We start from the raw sequence: 25,936 nt of genomic DNA on the forward strand, positions 1-25,936 counted from the left end.
CCGCTTGCCACATGGCGCCGGCCAACTGCAAGCAGAAGTGTTTACCGGGCAAAGGGATTCCACGAAGGGCCACGAGCGAGCAATAATTAGTTAGCTAGTCACCCCGGGAACCTGTTGCGGCATAAGCCTTGCCAGTTCGCGACGCTGAAGGAGCCTGCCTGCCGCGGCGAGCAACACACCGATTGCCAGAAGCATGAGGGGCGGAGCCCATTTCAAGCGCTCGAACTTCGCCTCGTAGGCGCGCACATTGTTGAAGTCTTCCGCGGTGCCAAGCTGCTGCCAAGACTGGCCATACGCCTTCTTCAGCAGAGGCAACATCGATCCAAATTGCGCGTAGTAGGAATCAACGATCGAAGGGGCTTTTTCTATCTCGACAAGAGAGTGCGGAACGAAAACGCCGTAGTCGGAATCGAGAACATTTGCGTTCGACTCGACGACGGTGTGCTCGGGCACACTGTAGATCTTCGCGTCGATGCCTTGATCAGCAAGGATGGAATAGACAATTTTTGAAACCTGGGAACAGAACCCGTAGCCGCGATGAAGTGCCTTGCGGGGCGTCACAAATTCATAGTTTTGCAGGTTATCCTGATATTCCGGCTGGAAGCTGAGCATCCAGAGCAGGTAATTGTCGAAAACACTGATCCTCGTGTAGCGCGTATCCGCCGCTGTCCAGCTGTCACCTTCCGTCCAATAGTGCACCACTCCGCCCGCAACGGCCTTGGTCAGGCGATCGAGATACACCTGCATGGGCTCACCTGGACCGCGATAGAGGTCGTCGACATCTCCAACGCTCTGCTCGAACCCAAGCGGCCCCTCGGTCGCCGCAGCAGGCGGTGCCGGGTAAGCCCTGACCAATCCGAGAGGATAGGCTGAGACGAAAAGCAGGAAGGCTGTTCCGACGCCCGCCAAGAACAGGCCGAGCGAACGCAGCGATGCCGGATATAAACTCAGCCGCGGCCTTTGATCCCGAATCTTGATGGCATCATTCATGATTGAAGCATATCACTTCGCGACAGACATGGCCCTTCGTCCATCGCGCGGAAATGTGGCCGGACCACCTTCGGGCTTCTGTGATAAAATTGTCAATCTGCGTCGGTTGTGACTTGTCGCGATGCGTCGAACATGTGCATTGGGCGCTCTGAATTCGGACATCGATTTGGTATTGAGCGGAAAGCGAAACTCGGGCAGCACCCTCGGCACACTGCGACGCCTGTGGCGGCAGGTGTCGAAGCGTCGGCAGAGGCAGTTTTTCGGCCTGCTTGTGCTGATGATGTTTGGCGCGCTCGCCGAAGCCGCGACGCTTGGAGCCTTGTTGCCGTTTCTTGCTCGCATCGCCAATCCCGAGGCGATCGGCGGTCATTCGTTCCTGGCGCGCCAACTTGCAGGCTTTCAACTGACCGGGTCTTCCGACAGCCTTCTCGGTCTGATGGTCCTGTTTTCGGTGGTCGCAATCATAGCTGGAGCCGTGCGCATCGCCCTCACATGGGCCACGAATTCCTACGTTTTCTCACTGGGACATGAAGTGGGGGTGAAGGTCTACGACCGGGTGCTCCACCAGCCCTATAGCTACCACGTTTCGCGTAACTCCAGCTCGGTATTGGCCGCGCTTCGTCAGGTCCAGGCGATTACCGCGGGCGTAATGCTGCCGCTGCTGCAGTCAATCAGCGGCATAATCATCGGCATCTTCATCGTCGCCGCTCTTTTTGCCCTGAGTTCCTTCATCACCTTCGTTATCTTCGCCGGGTTTGGCGCGGTCTACATTGCCATGTCGCTTGTCATCCGCAAGCACCTCAAGAGGAACGCCCGAATCATCGCCAGCGCACAGGCCGAGGGCATCCGGTCGGTTCAAGAGGGCCTGGGCGGTATCCGGGATGTCATCATCAACGACACCCAACCTTATTTTCTCTCGCGATACAGTGAACTCGACAGCCGCCTTCAACGGGCCAATGCGACGAACGCGCTCGCGGCGGGCGCTCCGCGTTTCGCGATCGAATCCGCGGGCATGGTGATCATTGCGGCGCTCGCCTATTTCCTGATCACCCGGTCCAACAATGCCGGACAGGTGCTTCCGATGCTGGGAACATTCGTTCTTGGAGCGCAGCGTCTGCTTCCGTCCATGCAGCTTGTATACGGCAACTGGGCGCTCATCCTAAGCAATCTTGCCGGCGCCGAAGTCGTGCTTCAGGCGCTCGAGGCACCAGTTGGCCCGGAATGGAACCAGCCTCCGGCCAAGCGGCTCCCATTCGATCGAGCAATCGTGCTCAAGGATGTTTCTTTCAGTTACGCTCCTGATCAGCCGCTGATACTTGAGCGGTTCAATCTTGCGATCTCGAAGGGGAGCAGAGTCGGGTTCATCGGCAAGACAGGCAGCGGCAAGAGCACGACGGTCGATCTGATAATAGGCCTGCTCGAGCCGACCAGCGGTGCGATCGAGATCGACGGGCAGAGGCTGGACGGCACCACGCGGCGCGCCTGGCAGAGACAGGTCGCGCATGTGCCGCAAAGCATCTTCCTGGCCGACGCCTCTATCGCCGACAATATTGCCTTCGGTATCGACCCGGCCACGATCGACCATGAGCGCGTGCGCAACGCGGCGCAACAGGCTGCCCTCGCTGACTTCATTGAAAGCCTGCCGCAGGGATATGAGACTCGGGTTGGCGAGCGCGGCGTGCGTCTGTCAGGTGGCCAGCGCCAGCGGATCGGCATCGCTCGGGCATTGTACAAACAGGCGAGCGTGCTCGTCTTCGACGAAGCGACGAGCGCGCTGGACATGGAAACCGAGACAGCGGTCATGGAGGCGATCGAAGAACTGCCGGTCGACCTGACGGTGCTGCTCATCGCTCATCGCCTCACGACCGTCGAAAATTGTGACGAGATCGTAACCCTCGAAAGCGGCCGGCCGCATATCTGGACGAGAACCGGCGGTCAGATCGCTTAAAGCGCGTCAGTTCGGTGCGTGTCGCCCGCTCACGTTTGGACGTTCACTAGTTCCGGCTGGGGCGGGCTGCTCGGCCCTTGGAAGAGAAATTCCGTGCACGCTTCACCCGTGGATATTCTGACGAGCTCGAAATCGAATCGTTCCTTTAGGAAATCGACCACAGCCTGGTCGTCAGCGAAATCCATTGGCCAGCCGCCCAGCCAGTCGCGGATGTCGGTCATGTAGCTCATCCCGCGACCTTTTTTCTTGTCGTAGATCTGTTTGATGAGCAGGGGCAGTCTAAGCGGATTTCGGCCAAGCCCGAAGCGCCAGATATACCAATATTCCATCCACCGCCTTTGGCTGGGGCCGGCGGCATTGTATCGACGCTTCACGTCCAGCCAGAATTCCGCGGACGGCTTGACAACATTCGACGAATAAAGAGCGATGAAGAACAGACCGCCGGGCGCCACTCTGCGCGCCGCATTTTCGACCGCTTGCCACATGGCGCCGGTGTGGTGGAGCACGCCCCACGAGTAGACAAGATTCCAGGTGCCTAGCGTCTCCAGGTAGTCGGCGTCGAGAACGTCGCCTTGTTCCACGGCCCAGTTCGACGGGTCGCCCGCCAATTGGCGCAGCTTTCCGGTTGTACTGACCGAAAGCGGATCAAAGTCGAAGGAATGGATCCGATCCGCTTTTGCGTCGAAGGCGGCAAGCGAATGCAGCCCGCTGCCGCTGCCGATATCGAGAAAGTCCATCCCTTCTAAGCTCTTTTTGCCCAGGAAGGACAGAAGCTTGTCGGCGGCCATGCGGCGGCGTTCAGCCGAGTAGTGATTGTCGACGAACGACGCCCAATTGGCTCCGAATTCGTATCGGTTCGACGATGGATTTCCTGCAAATGTCATTCTGGGGCGGCTCGGTGCTCGGCTTCGATGATTTCCATCATGTGTGCGGTAACCTTCTGAATATCGTAGCGCTCCTCGGCGATCGATCGACTGTTCTTCGCCATGTATTTGGCTTCCTCTGGGTTGTCGATCAGGCGGATCATGGCTTCCGCCAGGGGCGCTGTGGCGCCGACCGGCACCAGCAGGCCGTTCACCCCGGGTACGATCGGCGCACGGCAACCCGGCGCATCCGTCGTGATCACCGGGCGCCCCATAGCCATCGCCTCCAGGACCGAGCGTGACGTCCCCTCGCGATAGGACGGAAGCACGAAGACACGCGCACTGGCGATCACCCGACGCACGTCGTCGACAGGCCCGTGGTAATGGATGGTTTCGTCCGCGACGGCCGCCTCGACCTCCGATACCGGAAATCCCGCAGGATTTGGATCCTTGTCGCCGACCAGGTCGAAACGAGCCTCCGGCCGAGCCGCCTTGACCAGCCTCGCCGCACCCAGATATTCTGCCAGGCCCTTGTCGCGCAGCAGCCGCGCGATCATAAGAAATCGAGGTTTGTCCGGTAGCGGCGCCACTTTGAATCGATCGAGATCGACTCCTGAACCGTTGACGACGTTGGCCGGTGTGCGCCCAAGCAGTCCAAGGCGACGGAAGTCGTCCCGGTCGTCGTCGTTCTGGAAGGTGACCGTCGTGGCAACGCGCAAGCTCGCGGCGTAAAGAAGCCTGGCCACCGCGTTGACCATCCTCCAGCCGAGCGACTTGTGCCGGTCCGTGAACGCGTAACCCAGCCCGGTGATAAGCGCGTGCCGGCGCGGCACACCCGCAATCAGCGCCGCGGGTATGCCATAGACGATCGGCTTGATCGCGCAGTTCAGCACGACCTGCGGTTTGAGTTCTCGCAGCTCTTTGTGAAGACGAAAGGCCAAAAGCGTGTCGCCGATAGGCGCAATAGCGGCTCGCTCCATCGGCAATGAATGAAACCGGATGCCGTTTTCGGTCAGCCACTGAACTGTCATGACGTCGAACGGCGCGAGGGCATGGACTTCGTATCCGGCAGCGCGCAGAGCGAGCAGAAGATGCCCTCGTGTGGTTGCAAGGGACTTTGGTTCGCTCACGATAATGACGATGCGTTTCATGCGTTCAATTTCTTGGGCCGATTGCTTCAGGCCATTGGCCTCTTGTAGGTTTTTGACGTTCGAAACCCAATCCTGCCGCATGTTATCCACAACATCGATCTGCAGGAGTAGATGGCATCACGAGATTTGGTCGCGGACCATTTTTTAAGTGGAGACTTTCCTCCGCGCGCCGACACGTCGTTGAATTGGCCCACAGCCTGCCATACAAGCGCCTCGACTGAATAATTGGCTCGAGGAAATCCGCGGATGCCCGAACGCATTGCTGTTATCGGCCTAGGATATGTCGGCCTGCCGGTAGCCGTAGCGTTTGGGAAGTTCTTTCCCGACACGATCGCTTTTGACATCAGCGAACGTCGAATCAACGAGCTGCGCGGCGGCGTCGACCGAACGGGAGAGGTTGACGCGGCGGCGCTCAAGGAATCCTCGATCCTACTCACGACCGACCGGGAGATGCTGAAAGGCGCGACTTTCTTCATCGTCGCCGTGCCAACGCCTATCGACATCAACCGCGCTCCCGATCTTGGTCCTCTGAAGCTGGCATCCGAACTGGTCGGCGAAGCGGTGTGCAAAGGCGCGGTCGTCGTCTTTGAATCGACGGTCTATCCAGGCGTGACCGAAGATTTCTGCGGGCCGATCATCGAGCGGATTTCCGGTCTGCGGCATCCTCACGACTTCGCGATCGGGTATTCGCCTGAAAGAGCGAACCCCGGCGATCGCGAACACTCGCTGCGACGGATCGTCAAAGTCGTCTCCGGCGAAAACCCCGAAACGCTGGAGCGCGTGGCAAGCGTCTACGGCCGTATCATCGATGCCGGGGTTTACCGCGCTCCGTCGATCAAGGTGGCGGAGGCGGCGAAGGTCATCGAAAATACCCAGCGCGATCTGAACATCGCGCTGATGAATGAATTGGCGATGATCTTCGAGCGGCTTGATATCAGAACGCAGGATGTGCTTGATGCCGCGTCGACGAAATGGAATTTTCTTCCCTTCAAGCCAGGTTTCGTGGGTGGCCACTGCATCAGCGTCGATCCGTATTATCTGACCGCCAAGGCGGAGGCTGAAGGCTACCACCCGCAGATCATCCTCGCCGGTCGCCGCATCAATGACGGCATGGGGGCCTTCGTTGCCCAACAGGTCGTCAAGCAGCTGATCCGCTCGGACATTGCCGTCAAAGGGGCTTCCGTCGGCATTCTCGGCCTAACCTTCAAAGAGGACGTGCCGGATTTGCGCAACAGCCGCGTCTTCGACATGATCAAGGAACTAAGGCAGTTCGGCATTGTCCCCAAAGTCCATGACCCTCTTGCCGATGCCGAAGCCGCTCGACGCGATCATGGCGAAACGATCCTGCCGCTCGAGGAGATAGGCGATTTGCAGGCGCTTGTTCTGGCGGTGCCTCACAAGCATTATCTCGCCGGCGAGAGAGCGCGTCTTTTTCAGATGATCAGGCCGGGTGGGACATTGTTCGACATCAAATCTGCCATCAAGCCGAATGAAATACCTGACAAGATAAGATATTGGAGCCTGTAAGGTTCGGCCTGAAACCAACGCTAGGATACGCCGTGATATCAAGCAGGCCTGTTCTGATTACCGGCGCGGCCGGGTTCATAGGGTTTCATCTGTGCCAAAGGCTGCTTGCCGAAGGCCGGCAGGTTATCGGACTCGATTCTATGAACGAATATTACGACGTCACGCTGAAGCAGGCGCGGCTCTCGCGTTTGAAAGCATCTCCGAACTTTCGTTTCGAGCATGTCGATCTCACTGACCGCGACCGCATTTCTGCACTGTTTCATTCAGCTGCACCGGAGACCGTCGTTAATCTCGCGGCGCAGGCGGGCGTGCGTTATTCACTGACCAATCCGCACGCCTACGCCGAAAGCAATCTCAACGGCTTCCTCAACATCCTGGAAGGATGCCGGCACGCCTCGGTCGGCCATCTGGTCTATGCATCGTCGAGCTCGATCTATGGCGGCAGCACCCGTATGCCGTTTTGCGTGCACGATCCGGCCGACCATCCACTCAGCCTTTATGCCGCAAGCAAAAAGGCAAATGAGCTGATGGCGCACACCTACAGCCATCTGTTTGCGCTACCGACGACGGGATTGCGCTTCTTCACCGTCTATGGCCCCTGGGGACGTCCCGACATGGCGCTGTTCATCTTCGCCAAGGCCATCCTCGCCGGCGAGCCGATCGACGTCTTCAACCATGGCAACATGCAGCGGGATTTCACCTATATCGATGACATCGTCGAGGGCATTGCCCGCGTCATGAGGCATCCCGCTACAGCTAATCCGGATTGGACAAGTGCTGCACCGGATCCAGCGACCAGCAGCGCGCCGTTCAGGATCCACAACGTCGGCGGCAATTCGCCCGTTCAGTTGAACCGGTTGATCGAAGTGCTGGAAGACGCGCTCGGACGCAAGGCAAACCGCAACCTGATGCCGATCCAGCCGGGCGATGTTCCAGCTACTTTCGCCGATGTCAGTTCGCTCCAGGAGGCGACCGGCTTCAAGCCGAAGATTCCGATCGAGATCGGGGTTCCGCGCTTCGTGGAATGGTATCGGGAATTCTATCGGGTATGATCCAAAGCTTGGGCCTTTCGCAGAGGACGGGTGGAGATCCGTTGAACGCACGCTATGATTTCGGCCGCAACTGGTCCGAGCTCGCCGCGCGCTTCGAGGACGAACATCTCGACCGGGCTTGCGAAGATCTTCGCCGCCTGGTGGGCCATCTGAAGGGCAAGACTTTTCTCGATATCGGCTGCGGATCGGGCCTGCATTCGGCGGCCGCGCTTCGGCTGGGGGCAGCGCAGGTACGGGCGCTCGATTATGACGCGGACTGCGTCGAAACGACCAGGGCCGTGCTGTCCCGGTTCGCGCCGCAAGCCGAGTGGAGCGTTGGGCGGGCCGATATTCTCGACAAGGCGTCGCTTCCGACCGAGACCTTCGACGTCGTCTATTCGTGGGGCGTCCTCCACCATACCGGAGACATGTGGACAGCGGTTGGAAACGCGGCCCGCCTCGTTGGCAAGGGGGGACGATTTGGCATCGCCATCTACCTGAAGACACCGCTCTGCGGATTATGGGCGATCGAAAAGAGGCTCTACTCCTCTCATCGGTGGCTGCGGCCTCCGGTGAAGGCGCTGTTTATCTCGGCCTACATGTTGGCAAGGATGCTGCGCCACCGGGACCCGATCTCTTTTGTAAGGAACTATCGCACGCGCCGAGGCATGGAGTTCCTGGCGGACGTCGATGACTGGCTCGGTGGCTTCCCCTATCAATCCACCTCGGCCAAGGCGCTTGAGATGGCCGTCGAAAATCTTGGGTTTCACACGAGGCAGCGCTTCAACGTAAAGCCTGGAATCGGCCTTTTCGGCACCGGCTGTGGTGAATGGTGTTTCGAGCGAATGGATTAACAGCAGCCGGGCTATCATATGGTCCAGGCCATTATGGAGCAGTAACGCCTTATGTGCGGTATTGTCGGCATTGTGGGTGGAGCGGCCGCGACGAGCAGCGGCGGCTTCACAGTGCGTCGCATGGCGGATACGATCCGGCATCGCGGACCGGATGGTGACGGCGTCTGGACCGACGCCGAGGCCGGTATCGCTCTCAGTCAACGCCGGCTGGCAATCATCGACCTGTCATCGGCAGGCGCGCAGCCGATGATGTCGCACAGTGGTCGCTACGTCATCGTCTTCAACGGAGAGATCTACAATCACGGCGACGTGCGGGCGCATCTCGATCGGGAATTCGGCGCTCATGCCTGGCGGGGACATTCCGACACCGAAGTGTTTCTGGCCGCGATCGAGGCGCTTGGAATCAAAAAGGCGCTTGAACTGGCCGTCGGCATGTTTGCCTTCGGCTTGTGGGACCGGCGCGAGAGAACACTCGTTCTTGGACGCGATCGCCTGGGGGAAAAGCCATTATATTACGGCCGGATCGGCAAGGCCTACGCTTTTGCCTCGGAGCTGAAGGCGTTTCACCCGCTGCCGGACTGGCGCCCGGACATCGACCGCAATGCGTTGGCATTGCTGATGCGCCACAATTATATCCCCGCACCGTACAGCATCTATCAAGGCATCCGGAAATTAAGGCCCGGCCACTTTCTTGTCCTTTCCGATCCCATGCGCGAGCCGCACGTCGAGCGCTATTGGAACGCCAGCGAAATCGCCGAGCAAGGCCAGCGCGAGCCTTTTCAAGGAAGCCCCGAAGAGGCGGTCGATGAGGTCGAGCGTCATCTTCGCCGCGCGCTCGAAGGGCAGATGGTCGCCGACGTGCCGCTCGGCGCCTTCCTTTCGGGCGGCATCGATTCTTCCGCGATCGTGGCTGTCATGCAGTCGATCAGCCCGCGACCGGTGCGCACGTTCACGATCGGCTTTGACGAAGCGGGCTACAACGAGGCGGACCATGCCGAAAAGCTGGCACGCCACCTCGGCACCGACCATACCGAACTCTATCTCAGCGAGCGCGACGCGCTCAATGTCGTGCCGCAACTGCCCGGTATCTATTGCGAGCCGTTCTCCGACTCATCGCAAATCCCGACTTTCCTCGTCTCCAAATTGGCGCGTGGCAGCGTCACCGTGGCGCTGTCGGGGGACGGCGGAGACGAGCTGTTCTCTGGTTACACGCGCTACGCCCTCGCCGACGCTTTCTGGAACAAGCTTTCTCGCGTCCCGATCGGCTTGCGCCGTGCATCGGCCAGCCTGGCGACCCTGCCTTCGCCAGGTCTCTACAACAATGTCGCGGGCGGGATCATGCCGCTCCTGCCGCAGCGCCTGCGCCGCGAACGCGTTGGCGATAAGATCCACAAGGCCGCGTCCGTCCTTTCGCTGCGGACCGTGAGCGACGTCTACCGTCGCCTCTGCTCGCATTGGGAGCCGCCCGAGATCATCCTGGATGCGGTCGAGCCGCCCACTATGCTGACGGGACTGGAAGCGCTTCCGGCGCTAAAGGGAAATGTCGAGCGGATGATGTACATCGATATGATGAGCTATCTGCCAGACGACATCCTGGTAAAGGTCGATCGCGCGGCGATGGCCGTAAGCCTCGAGACCCGCGTGCCGTTGCTCGACCATCGCCTCGTAAGCTTCGCGCTCTCTCTGCCGCTTTCCATTCTACGTGCCGGCGACCAGACGAAATGGCCGCTCCGGCAGCTGCTTTACAGACATGTTCCGAAAGCGCTTGTCGAACGCCCAAAGATGGGCTTTGGCGTGCCCATCGACGCCTGGTTGCGCGGTGCGCTGCGCGATTGGGCGGAGGCGCTGCTCGACGAGCGCCGGCTGCGCGAAGACGGGTTCTTCCGGCCGGACGCAATCCGGCGCGCCTGGTCCGAACACCTCTCCGGACACCGCAACAATCAGTATCTGCTTTGGGACGTGCTGATGTTCCAATCCTGGCGGGAAGCAACGCAGGGCGCATCAGCGGCGGTCGCGGCTTGAACAGGCGAAACGGTTACGCACTTTCAGATGCCCAGGCGAACAGCTATACCGACTCGGGCAAAGAGCCAGGGACGGTGGATCGTTCGAGGAACCTGCATGCAACCTGGAAGCAAAGGCATTGAACCCGTTGACATCGCTCCGGCGCCACCTGACCGCCGAACAGGTCAACCGGTACTTCTCGATCGCTTGCTTCTTTTCGCCACCGGTGCTCGGGTCGGTAGTGAGCTTCGTATTTCATGGCGGCGCGCTCTGGTCTTTGGTGCTGCTGGCCGCCGGGCGCCGCCGCTTGAATATCGGCCGGCCGATGCTTACCACGGCCATCGCGATCTATGCCTATTGTGCGGCCCAGGTCCTGGCGTCGATCGTTAACGGTACGCTGCGGGCTGACGTTGCGCATTTCCTGCCGCTGATCACCTTGCTGTTGTTCCCGATCTCCTATTCGACCTGGAGCATAACCGACAAGGCGACTCTGGCACGGCTTGCCGTGCTGGCCAGCGCGGCGGCATGCGTCGGAGCGCTGGCGCTGGCCGTTGTCCAATATCACTGGATCGGGATGCTGCGGGCCGAAGGAGGCGCTGGAAATCCGATCGTGTTTGCGACGGTCACCTGCCTCGCAGTGTTGATGTGCCTTGCAGGCGCGCTGTCGGGAGTAGAGAAAGCCTGGAAGCCACTTACCGCCGCCGCGCTCGCAGGCGTCGTAGCGACGGTCTATTCGGGCTCGCGTATGGTTTGGCTGGCCTTGCTGATCGCCGCTGTTGCCGTCCTTGCGGTCAATCGTGAGAGGTTCACGCGATCGAATATTAGGCGGCTGCTGGTAATAGCTGGTGCTTCCGGCCTGCTGACGGCAGCAATAACGTTTCCAATCCTCGTGGATCGCACGCATGTCCTGTTCGATGACTGGAATGCCCTCACCACCAAAGGGGATCATTCCACTCCGCTCGGGTTGCGGGTTGGGCTTTGGGAAGTCGGACTCGATGCCTTTCGCCTAGCGCCATTTTTCGGCCACGGCATGTCCGCCAGCCGGACGCTTTCAACGCAGGGGTTCAAGGACCGCTTTGGGTTGAGCCAAGGGTTCAACCACTTTCACAACGGCTTTCTGACAGCGTTGGTGCAGGCTGGACTTGTGGGCGCGCTTGCATTGGCTTCGATCTTCGTCGTCGCGATATGGAATGCGACAAGGGTTCTTCGCTTCAGCACCGATCCGTTGGAGCGGTTTGGGGCAACGATGATTGTCATCACCGTCATAACATACCTTGTTGGCGGCCTGGCCGGCATCCTTGTCGGCCATGACATTCTCGATTCGACGCTGATGGTGTTTCTGATTTCGGGAACATACCTGGCTTGCGGACGAACGATTTCACCGATCCGCTGAACTGATTGAGGTGCCAACGAAAGTACCTGATGTAACGGTCAAATGTCCGCTTTCAGCGGACGCTGAAGCTGGTCGCGATTTCCTTCCTCGGGGACTTTCGTACGCCTGCCGGCGCCCGAAACTCTTATATGGGGATGGTCAACTACAAACGGCATCACGTCGACATTGTCACGTACCTCCCGGGGCAATCCGTAGATCCATTCGATGAGTGGCGCGTGCTTTGGCTATCGATCCGGACGATAACCTCTGTCGCTACAATGCCGCCTGCACCTATTCGCCGCTTGGCGAGATCGATCGGGCCATCGAGCTGCTGGAAATTTGCTTGCAGCAGTTTGGAAGCGATATGAAACTCTGAGTCAAAAATGATTCAGACAGGATTGGATAAAACTTGGGGGCAACGTCACAGGAACCCCAGCCAAACTGGATGCCCTGCGGGTAACTTGGTTCCCCTAGCTTCCTGCGCCGCTGCAGTCGTCGCTGTTTCTATAAGTAAATCAAAAGGTTGCCGGAAGGCTGCACGAACTTCGCCCTGATGCCATTCGAAGTTCGATAGCACCAGATTCAGAATCCGTTTCTTCTCGCCAGGAGCCTGCTGATCAAACAAATGACTGGCGTTGCGGGCCAGTTCCAAGAGCCGAACGCCGTCCTCCATGTAAGATTCTTCTGTGCAAGCTGCATGATTCCCAAAAAGCTGACTGTTCGGCCTTCGAAATCGCGTTCAATAACTGGCCCGGACCCGCTGTTAGCTCTTGACCTTGTCCCTGCCCTTGAAGCGCGTCATCAAACCGGACGCCGCCTCGTAGAGCGCGCGCCGCACGTTCGCGTCGCCAGCCTTCGAGATGCGGCCCTGAACGTCGATCGAGGTCCCGACGTCAGCCCGAAGTAGGCCGCAACGTCGCGCGAGCGGCGGAAGCGCGTGGGGTCGTCGATCGCCGTCATGAACGAAAGCGCCGTCACCGGGCCGACGCCGGGAATAGCCATAAAGCGACGGCATGGTTCGCTGCGACCGACGGTCTTCACGACGAGATCGTGCAGCCGGCAATACTGCCTCCACAACGCGCGTGCCGACAGCATGGCGTCCATCAGTTCGGCCGACAGTGGATCATCCACCACAGCCGTGCGCACCGCCTGCTCGAACGCCCCGCGCCAACCTTGCCCAAGCGGATGCCGAACGACTTCAATGAGTGCCGGATGGCGTTCTCCAAGTCGAGGAACTTGGCCTTCAGATTGCGCCGGTGCGTCAGCAGAAGCCGTGTCCGGTAGCAGCTCTCTGACTTGATGTAGGCTTGGCGAATTCAGCCCATGCGCATCAGATGAGCAATGCCCATCGGCCTTGTCGGTTTCGTTGCGCTGCGCCGACATCGCGGCGCGCACGTGCACCGTCTCCAGGGAGATCGCAGGCAGGCTAACCCGGTGCGCAAGGCGCTTGGCATACCGCTATATGAAACTATCGCGTATTTCAGATACGCGATAGTTTCATATAGCTTGAAACCGCGAAGGACATCGTGTAACTTTCCCGTATCTAAAATACGTGAAAGTTACATATTATGCCCCTCCATCTCGTCGGCGAAAACATCGATAAAATGCGGGGCCACCGCCAAGCGGAGGCTGGCAAGCTCGTCCAGCTGATGCGCGGCATCTATGTCGATGCCGGCGACGATATAGACCAGACGGTGCGCACCCATGCGGTACGCATCGCTAAATACCTCTATCCGAACACCTACCTGTCGGCCGCCAGCGCCGTACTGCTCGGCCCGATGCGCGATGGCCGCCTGTTCCTGAGCGGCCGCCGCGCGCAGCGGCAGCGCATCAGGGCGCTCGAAATCATCCAGAACAAAGCGCCGGACCATCCGTCCGTCGCGCCGGCGGTGGTCGGCGACGACATGGGAGAACTGCGCGTGGACGTGTCTTCGCTGCGGCAGCGTTTCCTCGAAGCCTTCCGCATTCGTAGCGAACATGCCGCCTCGTTCGACGAAACGATGAAAGAAGGAATCGCAGCGCGGCTGATTGAAGAATACGGCAGTCCGGAGGGTGCCGCCGATGCGGTGTTCAAACTTGCCCGTGACAATGACTGGCTTGATGAAGGGAGCGCCGCCGAACGCTTCCTCAAACGGAAGCCGGCTGCCCCCGCCGCCGTCGCAAACCAGGCTGCGCTCGACCTAATCGTGGCGTGGCACGGCGCGCCGATCGGTAACCTGGTGCATGATGGCTTCGAATGGCGATGGCAGGCGTCCGACCCGGACGGTCCGCCGCTCGTGCGCCAAACCACGCCCGGCAGATTGCCTCCCTTCATTGAATCGCTGCTGCCGGAAGGCTGGCTGAACCGGGTGCTGAACAGCCCGGACGAGCGCGCGGAACTGCGCACCGGGAAGCGGTACATGTCGAACATCACGATCGTAGAGCGGGCAAGCGAGCTGGCGGCCCTGCCGGCTGATGTTCTGCTGACGCGGCTGAACACCTTCACGACGGAGCATATATTCACTGGGATCTATGCCGGTCCCGGCCGCGGCGACATCCATGATACGTTCGAACAGAACCTGGCGCGGATATTCGCAACGGGTGCAACACCGCGCCTTTCGGGCGTGCAGATCAAGGCGCCGATGTTCCTTGATCCCGACGGCACCTTGATGCCAAGCACGAACAGGCCATTCACGCATATTCTGAAGCCGGCCGGCACGTCGGGATTCGAGGCACTGCCCGCAATCGAATGGCAATCCATGGAACTCGGCCGCTCGGCCGGGTTCACCATGCCTGCCATTGCACTCGTTGCTATGCCCGATGGCATGCCGCACGCCCTGGCAGTTGAACGGTTCGATATCCGCACCGGTCTTGATGACGTGCGCCGTATAGCGCTCGAGGACATGGCGTCCGTCCTGGGCGTGCGGGCGGAAGACAAATACACAGGCACCATGGAACGGATCGCCGGGGCTCTGCGCCCGCTTTCCACCGACGCAGACGCGGACCTGTTGCAGCTCTTGAGGCGGGCACTGTTTGCGTGGCTGATCGCGGATGGCGACATGCACTTGAAGAACATGGCCGTGCTGAAAATCGCGGAGCCAGGCAGAGGAGATTTTAGCTCGGTCCGCATGGCGCCGCTCTACGACGCGGTGACTACGCGGGTGTTTCCGAACCTGCAGCATGACCATATGGCGCTCAAAATCACCGGCAAGGACGAACGGATGAGGAGAGCGGATTTCCGGCGTTTCGCGGCGACGGCGGGTATTCCGGCGGCGGCGGCGGATACGGCCATGGACGAACTGGTAGCAGCACTCACGCGTGGGCTGGACCAACTTGTGCCGCCACCGCCTCTGACAGATGGTTCAGTCGGCGCTGAACGGGCGGCGCAGATGCGGGAGATTGTCCGCGAACGCCTGGATACTTTTAGATAGCGTCTGAAGCGGACGACGACATGAATAAATTGCCTGATCTTGCCTGCGACACTGCCGTTCACCTGCGGCTCAGTCTGCGCGCAGCGCCGACTTGCTGGTGCTGCCGGTGGTTCAAGGTTGCTCGCCTTCGCGATCTTCGACAGATCCGCGCGCGGAGAAAGCGCGGGCCGAATTCGACAAGAACAATCATTGAACACGTCGCAAGGGAGCCTCTAAGCTGGCGAAAGCCTGCTCATCGCCTCACCGCTTTTCGGTTAGCATTGCGACGAAGGCCGAGACTCAACGGGTGCGCGCCCTTCGATACGCTTCAGGTCAGGCGCTTTGGGTGGCGATTGCCGTGGTCAGCAGGATCAGGCCCAGCATCGCCAACGCCGCGCGGACGACATGCGATAGTTCCCATCGGTTGCGAAGCGCGGTCCAGTCATCAGTCGGCGGGAGCGCGGTGCCGTCGCTGCCTTCGGTTGCGAAGAAGCGCTTGGCCGGCGCGGTCAACTCCACCTCTTGCAGCCAATGCTTGTTGATCGGCTGGGTCATGAACCAGAAGACAAGTTGCATGACGAGGAGCGCAGCCAGCGCGCCGGCGATCAGCCAGAATCGGACAGGGCCGCTCGACGTCAGCATCAACGCAAACGTCGCAACAATCCCGCCGACCTCGGCGACGCCGCCTCCGATCGTGAAGCCCGGATAATAGATCCGTTGGACGGCAAAATACTCTTGCCTGCCGAGCCGCAATTTGCCCGGCAATTCCAGCGCATGGGCGAGCGCCATGGCCATCGCGCTCGCCACCAGGATCACGGTCAGGACCTGCAGGAAAACATACAACGGATGGGCCTCTCATTCCGGCCTGACTGCTTCTGCGAAAGCGGCCTCGATGATTCGAGCGACGCTCCAAACCGAACGTGGGCGCCCTGACCGGGTTCCATCCGAGCAGGAAGGGGCAATGGTGGAACGGCCTTGCCGCAGGCTTCTCGCACCACATGGCGCGCTGGGGCGGAACACCCCGATCGTTGCGAGGCAAGGCGCCGGCCTAAACCTTTTCCGCCGACAGGCGTTGTTCGTTGCAGACGGAGCAAGCGACCGCCAACGGAGAGGACCACCCGATGTATTTCATGGCACTGGCCACCGACTACGATGGCACGCTGGCGCATAACGGGCTGGTTTCCGCAAGCACGCTCTCGGCGCTGGAGAAGCTGAAACGGTCCGGCCGCAAGCTCATCCTGGTCACCGGCCGCGAATTGCCCGACCTCAAGGAGGCGTTTCGGGAGATCGGCATGTTCGACAAGGTCGTCGCCGAAAACGGCGCGCTGATCTACACGCCGGCCAGCGAGGAGGAGCGCACGATCTCGCCCTCTCCTTCCACCGACCTTGTCGACAAGCTGAAAAAGCGCGGCGTGAAGCCGCTCTCGGTCGGCCGCTCGATCGTAGCCACCTGGGAACCGCACCAGGCCACGGTGCTCGACGTCATCAAGAAGCTCGGGCTGGAGCTGGAAATCATCTTCAACAAGGGCGCGGTGATGATCCTGCCCTCAGGCATCAACAAGGCGACGGGACTCGCGGCAGCGCTGGACGATCTCAGGTTGTCGCCGAGCAATGTGGTGGCCGTCGGCGATGCCGAAAACGACCATGCCTTCCTCAGGGCCGCGGGCTTGAGCGTGGCCGTCGCCAATGCCCTGCCGTCGGTGAAGGAGACAGCCGACCTCGTCACGAAAGGCGCGCGCGGCAAGGGCGTCGAGGACCTGATCCGCAAGCTGATCAAGCTCGACCATCTGATCGTGCGCAAGCGCTCGCGCGGCGTCCTGCTGGGAACTGCCCACGGCAAGAAGGTCTATCTGTCGCCGGTCGAGACGGTTCTGATCGCCGGAAGTTCGGGCATCGGCAAATCCACATTGGCAACCGCGCTGACTGAGCGGCTTGTCGAAAAAGACCTGCAGTTCTGCATCTTCGATCCGGAAGGCGACTATGACGGGCTGCAGGGCGCGGTGCCGCTCGGCGATGCTTCGAGCGCGCCAAGCAAGGACCAATTGCTGGAGCTGATCGGCAAGCCAGACACCAATGTCGTGGTCAACGGACTGGCGCTGAAGGTCGACGAGCGACCCGACTTCTTTGCCGAATTGCTGCCAGGCCTCGGCAGCGTCCGTTACCGCACGGCGAGGCCACATTGGCTGATCATCGACGAGGCGCATCATCTCCTGCCCAAAAAGCGTGAGGACACGCGCGCGGTGCTGTCGCTCGAGCTGCCCGGCACGGTGCTGATCACAGTGCATCCGGAAGCGATCTCGACCGGTGTCTTGCGCCTGGTGACGGCAGTGATCGCGCTCGGCCCAAAGGCGAAGAGCGTGATCAAGACCTTCTGCAAGGAAGCCGGGCTGGAGGCGCCCAGGAACATCCCCACGCCAAAGGGCGAGCGTGTGCTGCTATGGCGGCCGCACGACGACAAGAAGCCGTTCACGGTCAAGGCGATAGAGCCCGACCAATCACTAAAGCGGCACAGCCGCAAATATGCCGAAGGCGAGCTCGACGAGGCGGGCAGCTTTTATTTCACCGGACCGAAGAAGGCGATGAATCTGAGGGCGCACAACCTGATCATCTTCGCCCGGATGGCCGAAGGCATCGACGACAAGACCTGGGAATACCACCTGCGCGCCGGCGACTATTCCAAATGGTTCCGCCGGCAGATCAGGGACAAGGATCTCGCGCACGAGACGGCTGCGGCTGAGAAGGACAAGCGTCTATCGCCCGAGGAGAGCCGCAAGCGCGTGCTGGAGGCCGTGCGCCGCCGTTATACGGCCCCGGCCACGGCTCCGGAGAAATAGCTAGCCGAACCGGGCGCCGAGCTGCCTCAGCTTGCCTCGCGCATCGCCTCGGCCGCCTGCAGGTCGACCGAGACCAGCTGGCTGACGCCCTGCTCAGCCATGGTGACGCCGAACAGGCGGTCCATGCGCGCCATGGTGATCGGATTGTGGGTGATGATGACGAAGCGCGTCTCGGTGGTCTTCGCCATCTCGTCCATCAGGTTGCAGAAGCGCTCGACATTGTGGTCGTCGAGCGGCGCGTCGACCTCGTCGAGAACGCAGATCGGCGCCGGATTGGTGAGGAAGACGGCAAAGATCAGCGACATCGCCGTCAACGCCTGCTCGCCGCCGGAAAGCAGCGTCATGGTCTGCGGCTTCTTGCCGGGCGGACGAGCCAGGATTTCCAGCCCCGCCTCCAGCGGATCTTCCGACTCGATCAGTTGCAGCTCGGCCGTGCCGCCGCCGAACAGATGCGAGAACAGCCGCTGGAAATGGCCGTTGACCACCTCGAAGGCGGCCAGCAGCCGCTCGCGGCCCTCGCGATTGAGGCTCTGGATCGCCTGGCGCAGCTTGCGGATCGCCTCGATGATGTCCTCGCGTTCGGAAACGATGGTCTCCAGCCTGTCGGACAGCTCCTTCTGTTCCTCCTCGGCGCGCAAATTGACGGCGCCGAGGCGCTCGCGCTCGATCTTCAGCCGGTCGAGCTGACGCTCGACCTCGGCCATGTCCGGCATCGGATCGTCGGCTTCGAGCCCGGTATGCTTGACGACGAGATGCGGCGGCGTGTTCAGCGCCTCCTGGATGCGCGCCTCGACCTCAGCGCGGCGCTCGTCGGCGGCGGTCAGCCGCTCCTCGGCGCGGACGCGGGTTTCGCGTGCTTCGGCAAGCGACTGGATCGCGGCAGTCGCCGCCTTGTCGAGCTCGGCCTGCTTGGTCTCCGCTTCCTGCAGGCGGTCGCCGGCCGCGCGGCGCAGCGCCTCTGCCTCGGAAAGCTGCGTCAGCAGCGCGCGGCGCTTAGCGTCGATCTCGTCGGGCGCGTCGGCCAGCCTCTCGCGCTCGGCTTCGGCTTCCGCCTTGCGCTCGCCAAGGGCGGCAATCTGCGTCGAGGCGTTCTCGGCGCGCTCCAGCCAGTTCTTGCGCTCGGTGCCGATGGCGTCGAGCCGACGCGTGCGTGCCTCGGCCTCGCGCCGCAGCCCATCATGCACGGCGCGCGCATCGGCGGCCGCAGCGCGGTCGCGCGCGACATTGGCGGAGGCCTGTTCGAGCTGGAGCTGCAGGTCGCCGAGATCGGGCGCGTTCCTGAGCATCTCTTCGGCTTCGAGGAAGGCGGCTTGCGTTTCCTCATGGCTGTCGACGATGCGGGCGCGCGCCTCCTCGAGGGCGGCGCGGCGGCTCGCCAGCTCGCCGCCGGCCTTCTCGGCCTCGGCCAGCGCATTGCGGGCGGCATCGAGCGAATGCTGTGCATCGCGGCCAGCCTGACGGGCATTGCGCTCAGCCTCGCTCGCCTGGCGCATCGCCTGCTCGGCACGCGCCAGCGCCTCCTCGGCTTCGCGCACGACGCGGGTCGCCTGGACGGCCTCGGCGTCGAGCTCCAAAAGCCGGTTCTTCTGCGCCAGCCGCTGCGCGGCGGCGGTCGGCGCGTCGGCGCTGGCCGTCAACCCGTCCCAGCGCCAGAGCGCGCCGTCGCGGCTGACCAGCCGCTGGCCAGGCGTCAGCAATGCTTGAAGACGGCGCCCGTCGGCGGCATCGACGATGCCGATCTGCGCCAGGCGGCGGGCAAGCTGGCCCGGCGCTCGCACCACGCTGGCAAGGCTCTTCGCGCCTTCAGGCAATGCCGCGTCACCGGACTGGACCGCGCTCTCGCCCCAATGCACCGGGGCGCTGCGGTCGAGCGGCACGTCGAGGTCCTCGCCGAGGGCGGCACCCAGCGCGGTCTCATAGCCGCGCTCGACGCTGATCTGCTCCAGCACCGAAGGGAAGAGGTCGCCGCTCGCTGCGTTGAGGATCTTGGCCAGCGTGCGCGCCTCGGTCTCGATGCGCTGCAATTCCGCCTTGGCGTCCTGCAAAGGCGGGCGGGCGGCGCTCTCGGCGGCGCGCGCCTCGGCGACCGCCTGCTCGGCGGCGATGGCGCCGGCCTCGCTCTCCTCCAGGCGGGCAAGCGCATCCTCGACCAGCAGCCGCTTCTCGGCCGGATCGGGCAGGCCGGCAACACGCGAGACGATATCGGAGAGCTCGCGGTCGACCTCGGCGAGCTGGCGGGCGAAGCGGTCGCGGCGCTCGGCGGTCTCGCGCAGCGTGCGCTCGATCTGGTGGCGCGAGGCGGCCGCCTCGGCGCGTTCGGCGGTCAGCGCGGCTAGTTTTGCTTCGCTTTGCGACAGCGTCGCGCCGGCCTGCTCGAAAGCGGCGCGCGTGGCGGCCTCGCGCTCGGCCGCACCTGCGTTTTCCGAATTGAGCTCGGCGTCTTCGGTGCGCAGGCGCTCCAGGATGTCGGCATTGTCGCGCACCATACGCTCCTCGCGGGCGATGTCGGCGTCGAGCTGCTGCAGGCGGCGTTCCAGTTCCGCCTGGCGGGCGCGGATGCGGCCGGCTTCCTCCTCGATCTGTGTCTTGGCGATCGACAGGCGCTGGAAGGCCGCGGCCGCGGCGGCCTCGGCGTCGCGCAGGTCAGGCAGCCGGTGCGCGGCGATGCCCTGCTCCCTGGCGGCGGCCATCTGCGCGGCAGCGCGGTCGCCGACCAGCGTGGTGGCGACCGCGAGCGCCGAGCGCGCCTCGCCTTCCTGGCTCTTGGCCAGCGTCCAGCGCAGATGCAGCAGCGTCGCCTCGGCCTTGCGGATGTCGGCCGACAGGTTCTTGAAGCGCGAGGCCTGGCGCGCCTGGCGCTTCAGGCTGTCGATCTGGCTTTCGAGCTCGCCGACGACGTCGTCCAGCCGTTCGAGGTTCTGCTCGGCCCCTTTCAGCCTCAGTTCCGCCTCATGCCGGCGCGTGTGCAGGCCGGAAATGCCGGCCGCCTCTTCCAGCAGCGCGCGGCGGGCCTGGGGCTTGGCCTGGATCAGCTCGCCGATGCGGCCCTGGCCGACCATCGATGGCGAGCGAGCGCCGGTCGACTGGTCGGCGAAGAGCAACTGCACGTCCTTGGCGCGCGCTTCCTTGCCGTTGATGCGGTAGAGCGAGCCCGCCTCGCGCTCGATGCGGCGCGATACCTGCAACTCATCGGCATCGTTGAAGGCGGCGGGCGCCGTGCGGTCGCTGTTGTCGAGGAAAAGCGTGACTTCGGCGGTGTTGCGCGCCGGCCGCGCGCCGGAGCCTGAAAAGATAACGTCGTCCATGCCAGAGGCGCGCATGTTCTTGTAGGAGCTTTCGCCCATCACCCAGCGCAGCGCCTCGACAAGGTTCGACTTGCCGCAGCCGTTCGGCCCCACGATGCCGGTCAGCCCGCGTTCGATGACGAACTCGCCGGGCTCGACGAAGGACTTGAAACCGAGGAGACGAAGGCGCGAAAACTTCATTCGCGCCGCCCTACACTACAGGCGGAAGCGCCGAAGCCAAGCAGCTTCGGCGCGGCCTGGACGTCAGAGCAGAGGGTCGATGATGGCCGACATTTCCTCAATCGACATCGCCCCTTTATAGGTCTTTCCGTTTATGAAGAAGGTCGGCGTCGAGTCGACCTTGAACTCGTCCGCTCCGCGTTTCTGGACTGCTCTCACATCGTCCAGAAGTTTCTGGTCCGTCAAGCAGGCCTCGAAGGACTCCTGTGTAAAACCGGCCAGCTTGGAGATCTGCAGCAGCGCTTCCTTGGTGTTGTCGACGCCAACCCAGCTCGGCTGCTGCTTGAACAGCACATCGACCATGGCGAAGTAGTTGTCCTTGGCGCAACGCGCCAGCATGAAGCCAGCCTCGGCGCTCGGGTCGAAGGGGAATTCGCGCAGGATGTAACGGGCCTTGCCGGTGTCGATGTATTTCTTCTTCAGCTCAGGGAAGGTGGTGTCGTTGAAATGCGCGCAATGCGGGCAGGTCATCGACGCATATTCGACGATGGTGACCTTGGCGTCGTCCTTGCCGAGCTGTTTTTCCGGCAATGCGCCGGGTTTCAGCAGTTCCGCCATGTCGACCGTGCCCTGCGCCTCCGGCACCTGCGCCGCCGCCGGCGTGGCCGGCTTGGCAGGCGTCGACGGGTTGGCGGGCTTCACGTCGGCCGCCTTCGCGTCCTCGCCCGAGTCGCTGCATGCGGCAAGCAGCGCCACTGCCGGAACGGCGGCCAGCGTGGTTAGAAGGTTCCTGCGGGACAAGGAGCGGTTCATGCGAATCACCTGATATCGGTTGGATTGTGCAATGCAAGAGCTAGAAAAGGCGAGAGTTGGCGCGAATTAAGGCATCGCCGTCCCCAATCCAATCGCCAAATTTTTCGGGCGCGATCACGAATACGCGATATTGACGACAATTTTGCAGCACGCTGCATGTCTTTTCCCGAAACCGCTGCACACTTCGGGAGACCTGGTCATGGCCTTTTTTGTCCCAGGATGGTCGCGCCGAGCCGCTCGAGCGAAGCGCGCAGGCCATCGTCCTCGATCTTGCCGACGGTCAGCGCCAGCTTCGATTTCTCGGCCTCGCTAAGCGGCCTCGGCGCCGGCTTGGGCCGCGCTTTCGCCGAAAGGACCGGCTTTTGCAGGATCTTGATGCGGCCGATGGCGTTGAAGCCCAGAAAGGCGTTGACGCGGTTGATGACCTCGCCGGCTTCATGCTGCAGGTGCAGCGCCGCCATGCCTTCGCAGGCAATGACCAGCACCGCCGGCTCGAACGGGTCGTCCTCATGCAGGCGGCGCGGCCACTGGATCTTTTCCGGGCGCGAGTGGCTGGCCAGGCGCGGACCGGCGATCTCTTCCCAGGACTGCACCAGCCCGATCGAGATACCGGCGCGCTTCCTCAGCACCGGATCGAGGATCTCGGTCGCGAGATCGCTCACCGGAACGGGATTGCCGAAGGGCCTTTTCCCTGCCATGTGCGTTCTCCAATCCCCGGTTCACCCGATCAATGGCACCGCAAGACCAGACCCGCAAGGCCGCAGCCAAGAACACCGGAACCGGAGATACCAGCGAAGCTGGATCCCGGCATATCGCCGCCCGCCTGCTTGCCTGGTACGACGCGCATCACCGCGACCTGCCCTGGCGTGTGACGCCCGGCGCGTTCGCGCGCGGAACAAGGCCTGCCCCCTATCGCATCTGGCTCTCCGAGGTGATGCTGCAGCAGACCACGGTCGAGGCGGTGAAAGCCTATTTCCGGACTTTCGTGGAGAAATGGCCGACCGTCGAGGCGCTGGCGGCGGCGCCAACCGAGGACGTCATGAAGGCCTGGGCCGGGCTCGGCTACTATTCCAGGGCGCGCAACCTGAAAGCCTGCGCCGATCTCTTGGCGCGGCGGGGCGGCCGCTTTCCCGACACCGAGGCCGGACTGAAGGAGTTGCCCGGCATCGGCGTCTATACGGCCGCGGCGATCGCGGCGATCGCCTTCGACCGTCCGGCGGCCGTCGTCGACGGCAATGTCGAGCGCGTCATCTCGCGGCTCTATTCGATCGAGACGCCGCTCAGCGAGGCCAAACCCGAAATCCGCGCGCTGGTCGAGAAGCTGGTGCCGCAGGAGCGGCCCGGCGACTTCGCCCAGGCGATGATGGACCTTGGCGCGACGATCTGCACGCCACGGCGGCCGCGCTGCATGCTGTGCCCGGTGTGCGAGGACTGCAGCGCCGTCCTCTTGGGCAACCCGGAACGCTTCCCGGTCCGGCTGCCGAAGAATGACAAGCCGCTCCGGCGGGGCGCTGCCTTCGTCGCCGAGCGCGAAGACGGCGCGATCCTGTTGCGCAAGCGGCCTGACAAAGGGCTGCTCGGCGGCATGACCGAGGTGCCGACCACGGCCTGGACGGCTCGGATAGACGGGGCGACCACACAAGACGCCGCGCCCTTTGCGGCCGATTGGCGGCGCGCCGGGCGCATCGGCCATGTCTTCACGCATTTCGCGCTCGAACTCGAAGTCTTTCATGCCCACATCGAAGATGACGTGCCGGAAGGGCATTTCTGGTCGCTGGCCCATGAAATTTCCGGAGAAGCGCTGCCCACCGTCATGAAAAAGGTAATTGAGGCGGCGATACCGGGCGCGACCAAAAAACTACGTCCGCATTGAAAGGACTCTGATGACTGATATCCGCCACATCGTGTTCGACATCGGCAAGGTGCTGATCCACTACGATCCCGACCTTGCGTTCAGCCGCCTGATCCCCGATGCGGACAAGCGGAAATGGTTTTTCGACAATGTCTGCACCAGCGCCTGGAACATCGAGCAGGACCGCGGCCGGACATGGGAAGAGGCCGAGGCGCTGCTGATCGCCGAGCATCCGGATCACGCCGAGAACATCCGCAATTTCCGCCGCCACTGGCACGATATGGTGCCGCACGCCTATGAGGACAGCGTCGCCATCATGGTCGGCTTGATCGAGAGCGGCCGCGACGTGACCATGTTGACCAATTTCGCCGCCGACACTTTCGCCGAAGCGTGTCAGCGCTTCGATTTCCTAGACCGTCCGCGCGGCGTCACCGTCTCGGCCGAGATCGGCCTGATCAAGCCGGACCGCGCCATCTACGACCACCACGTCGCATCATTTGGCCTGGAGCCCGCCGCAACGCTGTTCATCGACGACAGCCAGAAGAATGTCGACGGCGCCAAGGCCGCCGGCTGGCAGGCGGTGCTGTTCACCGATGCCAGGGCGCTTAAGGCAGATCTTGAGCGGCTGGGGATTGCGGCCTGATCTGAATCGCTTGCGGCGATCCGTTGAAGCGTTGACTTAAGCGGATCAGCCGCCTGCCCGCTCCATGCCGAGGCGCGCGATGCGGCGCAACTCGTCGATCGGGGTGAGGCCACCGCTGCGCTCGTAGTGCCAGAAGGTCCAGCCGTTGCAGGCGTCGAGCCCCTGCACTACGGCGCCGATCTTGTGGATCGAGCCGGCGCTGTCGCCGATCGCCAGCGTGCCGTCGGCGCGCACCTTGGCCGCCCAGCGCTTCTTGGCGTCGTAGAGCGTGGCGCCCGGCGCCATCAAGCCGGTGTCGATCAGGCTGATGAAGGCGACGCGCGGCTCCGCGCGCTTGCCGGACAGCACGGTGAGGTCGGCGCTCTCCAGCGGACGCACCGCGTCGATTCGTTCATTGGCGGCGTCGATATAGGCCTGCTCGCGCTCAATGCCGACAAAGTGCCGGCCAAGGCGCTTGGCGACGGCGCCGGTAGTGCCGGACCCGAAGAACGGATCGAGCACGACGTCGCCCGGCTTGGTCGAGGCCATCATGATGCGGGCAAGCAGCGCCTCCGGCTTCTGCGTCGGATGCAGCTTGTTGCCGTTCTCGTCCTTCAGCCGCTCGCCGCCGGTGCAGATCGGGAACAGCCAGTCGGAGCGCATCTGCAAATCGTCATTCGAGGCCTTCAGCGCTTCGTAGTTGAAGGTGTAGCCCTTGGTCTTCTGGTCGCGCGATGCCCAGATCATCGTCTCATGCGCGTTCTGGAAGCGGCGGCCGCGGAAGTTCGGCATCGGGTTGGTCTTGCGCCAGACGATGTCGTTCAGGATCCAGAAGCCGAGATCCTGCATCCTGGCGCCGACGCGGAAGATGTTGTGATAGGAGCCGATGACCCAGATGGTGCCGTTGGGCTTCAGCACGCGCCGCGCCGCCAGCAGCCAGGCGCGGGTGAAGGCGTCATAGGCCTCAAAGCTCTCGAACTGGTCCCAGTCGTCGTCGACGGCGTCGACCTTGGACTGGTCGGGCCGGTGCAGGTCGCCGTCGAGCTGCAAATTGTAAGGCGGATCGGCGAAGATGACGTCGATCGACTTCTCCGGCAGCCTGTCGAGGGCGGCGACGCAGTCGCCCTTCAGGATCGTGTCCAGCCATTCGGACTGCTGGGGAGCGTGGGAAAGCTCGTCGAGGAGACGCACGGCAGACATTACAACACCCAAAGCACGCGTTACG

General features: G+C 62.4%; 21 protein-coding genes. 11 read left to right on the top strand and 10 right to left on the bottom strand.

Annotated features, from left to right (window positions below):
* Positions 1-90 precede the first annotated feature (90 nt).
* A complete protein-coding gene (locus EH240_RS05850; protein ID WP_124996471.1) occupies positions 91-990 on the bottom strand; it encodes a hypothetical protein in 900 nt (299 codons plus the stop codon).
* 139 nt (positions 991-1,129) lie between these two features.
* Between EH240_RS05850 and EH240_RS05855 the strand changes: the two genes are divergently transcribed.
* Complete coding sequence (locus EH240_RS05855; RefSeq protein ID WP_245435845.1) at positions 1,130-2,938, top strand: ABC transporter ATP-binding protein; 1,809 nt, start codon at positions 1,130-1,132, stop codon at positions 2,936-2,938.
* Positions 2,939-2,967: 29 nt separating this feature from the next.
* Here EH240_RS05855 and EH240_RS05860 read toward each other — a convergent pair whose 3' ends face one another.
* Both EH240_RS05860 and EH240_RS05865 read right to left on the bottom strand, forming a co-directional pair.
* The gene (locus tag EH240_RS05860) at positions 2,968-3,822 is read right to left on the bottom strand and encodes a class I SAM-dependent methyltransferase (RefSeq protein WP_124996472.1); all 855 of its coding nucleotides are present in this window, start codon (positions 3,820-3,822) and stop codon (positions 2,968-2,970) included.
* Positions 3,819-5,033, bottom strand: coding sequence for a glycosyltransferase family 4 protein (locus EH240_RS05865; protein WP_206075226.1), 1,215 nt, complete (start codon positions 5,031-5,033; stop codon positions 3,819-3,821). Before EH240_RS05865 ends, EH240_RS05860 begins: the two co-directional genes overlap by 4 nt.
* Before the next feature lie 165 nt (positions 5,034-5,198).
* Between EH240_RS05865 and EH240_RS05870 the strand changes: the two genes are divergently transcribed.
* The 6 genes from EH240_RS05870 to EH240_RS39615 all read left to right on the top strand — a co-directional run bounded on the left by EH240_RS05870 (position 5,199) and on the right by EH240_RS39615 (position 12,113).
* The gene (locus EH240_RS05870) at positions 5,199-6,479 is read left to right on the top strand and encodes a nucleotide sugar dehydrogenase (protein WP_124996473.1); all 1,281 of its coding nucleotides are present in this window, start codon (positions 5,199-5,201) and stop codon (positions 6,477-6,479) included.
* Between the two features lie 35 nt (positions 6,480-6,514).
* Entirely contained in the window at positions 6,515-7,531 is a 1,017-nt protein-coding gene (locus tag EH240_RS05875) for an NAD-dependent epimerase (protein ID WP_148101145.1), read from the top strand.
* Positions 7,532-7,539: 8 nt separating this feature from the next.
* Positions 7,540-8,364, top strand: a complete 825-nt coding sequence (locus EH240_RS05880) for a class I SAM-dependent methyltransferase (protein ID WP_206075227.1) — start codon at positions 7,540-7,542, stop codon at positions 8,362-8,364.
* A gap of 51 nt (positions 8,365-8,415) precedes the next feature.
* On the top strand, positions 8,416-10,386 hold the full coding sequence (gene asnB, locus EH240_RS05885) for an asparagine synthase (glutamine-hydrolyzing) (protein ID WP_124996475.1): 1,971 nt from the start codon (positions 8,416-8,418) through the stop codon (positions 10,384-10,386).
* A 118-nt stretch (positions 10,387-10,504) separates the two neighbouring features.
* On the top strand, positions 10,505-11,758 hold the full coding sequence (locus EH240_RS05890; protein ID WP_124996476.1) for an O-antigen ligase family protein: 1,254 nt from the start codon (positions 10,505-10,507) through the stop codon (positions 11,756-11,758).
* 220 nt (positions 11,759-11,978) lie between these two features.
* Entirely contained in the window at positions 11,979-12,113 is a 135-nt protein-coding gene (locus EH240_RS39615; RefSeq protein WP_281035103.1) for a hypothetical protein, read from the top strand.
* 45 nt (positions 12,114-12,158) lie between these two features.
* On the opposite strand, the gene EH240_RS05895 is transcribed toward EH240_RS39615, so the two are convergent.
* Both EH240_RS05895 and EH240_RS05900 read right to left on the bottom strand, forming a co-directional pair.
* Complete coding sequence (locus EH240_RS05895; RefSeq protein ID WP_124996477.1) at positions 12,159-12,410, bottom strand: hypothetical protein; 252 nt, start codon at positions 12,408-12,410, stop codon at positions 12,159-12,161.
* A 128-nt stretch (positions 12,411-12,538) separates the two neighbouring features.
* Complete coding sequence (locus EH240_RS05900) at positions 12,539-13,132, bottom strand: transposase (protein ID WP_425374773.1); 594 nt, start codon at positions 13,130-13,132, stop codon at positions 12,539-12,541.
* A 173-nt stretch (positions 13,133-13,305) separates the two neighbouring features.
* Here EH240_RS05900 and EH240_RS05905 point away from each other — a divergent pair, with 173 nt between their 5' ends.
* Positions 13,306-15,147 carry a type II toxin-antitoxin system HipA family toxin gene (locus EH240_RS05905; RefSeq protein ID WP_124996478.1) on the top strand — a complete coding sequence of 614 codons (1,842 nt, stop codon included), beginning with the start codon at positions 13,306-13,308 and terminating at the stop codon, positions 15,145-15,147.
* A gap of 312 nt (positions 15,148-15,459) precedes the next feature.
* Here the strand turns inward: EH240_RS05905 and EH240_RS05910 are convergent, their stop codons facing one another.
* Positions 15,460-15,969: an anthrone oxygenase family protein gene (locus tag EH240_RS05910; protein ID WP_124996479.1), complete on the bottom strand. Its 510-nt coding sequence runs from the start codon at positions 15,967-15,969 to the stop codon at positions 15,460-15,462.
* 278 nt (positions 15,970-16,247) lie between these two features.
* Here EH240_RS05910 and EH240_RS05915 point away from each other — a divergent pair, with 278 nt between their 5' ends.
* Positions 16,248-17,960 carry an HAD-IIB family hydrolase gene (locus EH240_RS05915; protein ID WP_124996480.1) on the top strand — a complete coding sequence of 571 codons (1,713 nt, stop codon included), beginning with the start codon at positions 16,248-16,250 and terminating at the stop codon, positions 17,958-17,960.
* A gap of 26 nt (positions 17,961-17,986) precedes the next feature.
* On the opposite strand, the gene smc is transcribed toward EH240_RS05915, so the two are convergent.
* The 3 genes from smc to EH240_RS05930 all read right to left on the bottom strand — a co-directional run bounded on the left by smc (position 17,987) and on the right by EH240_RS05930 (position 22,935).
* Positions 17,987-21,445: a chromosome segregation protein SMC gene (smc, locus tag EH240_RS05920; protein ID WP_124996481.1), complete on the bottom strand. Its 3,459-nt coding sequence runs from the start codon at positions 21,443-21,445 to the stop codon at positions 17,987-17,989.
* A 63-nt stretch (positions 21,446-21,508) separates the two neighbouring features.
* Positions 21,509-22,237 carry a DsbA family protein gene (locus EH240_RS05925; RefSeq protein WP_124996482.1) on the bottom strand — a complete coding sequence of 243 codons (729 nt, stop codon included), beginning with the start codon at positions 22,235-22,237 and terminating at the stop codon, positions 21,509-21,511.
* Between the two features lie 197 nt (positions 22,238-22,434).
* The gene (locus tag EH240_RS05930; RefSeq protein ID WP_124996483.1) at positions 22,435-22,935 is read right to left on the bottom strand and encodes a DUF721 domain-containing protein; all 501 of its coding nucleotides are present in this window, start codon (positions 22,933-22,935) and stop codon (positions 22,435-22,437) included.
* Between the two features lie 32 nt (positions 22,936-22,967).
* Here EH240_RS05930 and mutY point away from each other — a divergent pair, with 32 nt between their 5' ends.
* Together mutY and EH240_RS05940 are read left to right on the top strand one after the other, a co-directional pair.
* Positions 22,968-24,110 carry an A/G-specific adenine glycosylase gene (mutY, locus tag EH240_RS05935; protein WP_124996484.1) on the top strand — a complete coding sequence of 381 codons (1,143 nt, stop codon included), beginning with the start codon at positions 22,968-22,970 and terminating at the stop codon, positions 24,108-24,110.
* 10 nt (positions 24,111-24,120) lie between these two features.
* Complete coding sequence (locus EH240_RS05940) at positions 24,121-24,732, top strand: HAD family hydrolase (RefSeq protein WP_124996485.1); 612 nt, start codon at positions 24,121-24,123, stop codon at positions 24,730-24,732.
* A gap of 45 nt (positions 24,733-24,777) precedes the next feature.
* Here the strand turns inward: EH240_RS05940 and EH240_RS05945 are convergent, their stop codons facing one another.
* On the bottom strand, positions 24,778-25,911 hold the full coding sequence (locus EH240_RS05945) for a site-specific DNA-methyltransferase (RefSeq protein WP_124996486.1): 1,134 nt from the start codon (positions 25,909-25,911) through the stop codon (positions 24,778-24,780).
* Between the last annotated feature and the right edge of the window lie 25 nt (positions 25,912-25,936).

Source organism: Mesorhizobium tamadayense (genome assembly GCF_003863365.1).
Lineage (GTDB): Bacteria > Pseudomonadota > Alphaproteobacteria > Rhizobiales > Rhizobiaceae > Mesorhizobium > Mesorhizobium tamadayense.